The organism is Vibrio sp. 10N.261.52.A1, assembly GCF_002876325.1.
GTDB classification, from domain to species: domain Bacteria; phylum Pseudomonadota; class Gammaproteobacteria; order Enterobacterales; family Vibrionaceae; genus Vibrio; species Vibrio chagasii.
The window spans coordinates 1-2,315 of sequence record NZ_MCYD01000850.1 but is presented as its reverse complement, the minus strand read 5'-3'; the positions used below and the strand labels follow the sequence as shown (position 1 = coordinate 2,315).

The 2,315-nt window shown below is 47.0% G+C and carries 3 protein-coding genes; all 3 read left to right on the top strand.

The features are described from left to right. A partial coding sequence (locus BCT81_RS18130; protein WP_241908233.1) for a methyl-accepting chemotaxis protein occupies positions 1 to 457 on the top strand: 457 nt, incomplete at its 5' end. Between the two features lie 155 nt (positions 458 to 612). Then, complete coding sequence (locus BCT81_RS18125) at positions 613 to 1,311, top strand: TIGR01621 family pseudouridine synthase (RefSeq protein ID WP_102425366.1); 699 nt, start codon at positions 613 to 615, stop codon at positions 1,309 to 1,311. Between the two features lie 8 nt (positions 1,312 to 1,319). Then, positions 1,320 to 2,273 (top strand): class I SAM-dependent methyltransferase, encoded by a 954-nt coding sequence (locus BCT81_RS18120; RefSeq protein WP_102425365.1) that lies wholly within the window; start codon positions 1,320 to 1,322, stop codon positions 2,271 to 2,273. The last annotated feature ends 42 nt before the right edge of the window (positions 2,274 to 2,315 follow it).

Sequence of the window (2,315 nt, the reverse complement as noted above, 5' to 3'; positions counted from 1 at the left end):
TGCGGCGATTGAGGCGGCACGTGCGGGTGAGTTTGGTCGTGGTTTTGCTGTGGTTGCCGATGAAGTGCGAGCGCTAGCTGAGAGAACAACCAAAGCGACACAAGAAGTGTCTGGCATTATCCAATCGATTCAGTCTGGTACTCAAGAAGCGGTGACTTATACCCAAGATAACTGCCGTTTGGTCGAGATCGGTGTTGAGCAAAGCTCTGGTGCTGTTTCTGCTTTAGAAGCGATTGTAAGCGGTGCGGGCAACGTGCAAAGTATGGTGAACTCAATTGCGACTGCAGCAGAAGAGCAGACCGCTGTGACCAAAGAAATTGCTGCAGACATTACGGCGATCAGCGATATCTCTGAGCAATCCTTGCAGCTGGCAACGCGTAGCTCAGAAAACACTTCAGGTTTGAACGGTAAAGTTGCGGAGCTAGAAGCTTTGGTCGGTAAGTTCAAGCTCGCTTAGATTCTATTTATAGGGTGAAAACCTCCCCCTAAATGCGGACAACGAGAAACAAGCCCAATGATTCAATCTTTATGGAGTGAGTTGGGCTTTTTCGTGGCTGGAATCTAGATTCAGACACGGTATACTCCACCTTCTATAACGGAGCTAGCCTTTACATGTTCGATATTCTTCTCAATCACTCTGATTTTTTACTCATCAATAAGCATCCTGGAGTCAGCGTCCACAAAGACGACGGCGATACCATGCTGCTTCAAGAAGTCGCTAAGGCAATCAATGAGCCTAAGCTGTATCTCGTTCATCGTCTCGATAAAATGACTTCAGGTATTCTGTTATTAGCCAAGAGTGCATCAGCAGCGAGTGAGCTTTCACAGCTATTTGCTGAGCGCGAAGTGGAGAAGTACTACTTGGCGGTTGGTTCTAAGAAGCCGAAGAAAAAACAGGGTTTGATTTCCGGGGATATGGAGCGGTCTCGACGCTCTAGCTGGAAACTCTTAACAACCAAAGAAAACCCGGCGATAACTCAATTTCTATCAGCAGCGGCCGAACCTGGTGAGCGACTTCTTTTATGCAAACCCTATACAGGGCGCACACACCAGATCCGCGTGGCGATGAAGTCGATAGGCTCAGCTATCGTTGGTGACCCAATTTATAATCCATCGAGTGAGGCCGACAGAGGTTATCTGCACGCCTTCGCGATTCGATTTACTTATCAATCACAAGCCTACCAATTTGTCTGTGACCCAAGGAGCCTAGACTCGTTAGGCGAGAAGTGGCACCAAGAAACCGTATCTAACGGTTTGGACGGTTGGCTTGAACCTTGGTCACTGGCGTGGCCAAAGCTAAACACTAAGTGAGTGAAATAATGGAAGCATCTGCTTTACCGGTATTTTTTGAACATATCGAACAACAGCTAAACGAAGTACCTAACGAGCTACGTCGTATTTTTCATGGTCGTGGTAAGTTTTGGCCAGGCCTAGAACAGATCACATGTGATTGGGTCGATGGTCAATTATTGGTGAATGTGTTTAAAGAGGTTGATGACGCGTTTTTGTCATCGCTTAAAGATGGCTTGTTAGCGTTGACCAGTAAAGATATCTGGCAAACCAAGCAAGGTACAAGCATCGTGCTTCAACACCGTTACGCTGACGGCGCTCCTTCTGAAGTGCTATGGGGTGAGCTTAACGACTCTCCGGTGGTTGTTGAGCATGGTCTTAAGTATCAGTTAGACATTGGTCGTAACCAGAACTTTGGTCTGTTCTTAGACATGCGTAATGGCCGTCAATGGGTGCAAGACAATGCAAAGGGTAAGAACGTACTTAACTTGTTCGCGTACACTTGTGGCTTCTCTGTGGCTGCAATTGCGGGTGGCGCTCGTCAATGCTTGAACGTTGATATGTCGCGTGGCTCACTGAACAAGGGTCGTGATAACCACCGTTTGAACGAACATGACATGCGCTCGGTGAATTTCCTTGGTTACGACATCTTTAAGTCGTGGGGAAAAATCAAGAAGGGCGGTCCTTATGAGTTGGTGATTATCGATCCACCTTCGTTCCAAAAAGGCAGCTTCGCCCTAACTAAAGACTACAAAAAGATCTTACGTCGTTTGCCGGAGCTTCTAACGGAAGGCGGTGAAGTGATCGCATGTGTTAACTCACCGGCAGTGTCACCTAACTTCCTTATCGAGACGATGGCAGAAGAAGCGCCAAACGTTGAGTTTATTGAGCGCCTAGACAACCCACCTGAGTTTGTGGATGTTGACCTTGATTCAAGTCTGAAGGTACTGAGATTTAAGATTAGCGCTTCTACTGACGCTTAATTGATTCTAAACATCAGTTAGAAAAACGCCGCTCAATATGAG

Bases quoted from the DNA above. Each gene is read 5' to 3' on its own strand.
- BCT81_RS18125 (WP_102425366.1), top strand. From the start codon at position 613: ATGTTCGATATTCTTCTCAATCACTCTGATTTTTTACTCATCAATAAG.
- BCT81_RS18120 (WP_102425365.1), top strand. From the start codon at position 1,320: ATGGAAGCATCTGCTTTACCGGTATTTTTTGAACATATCGAACAACAG.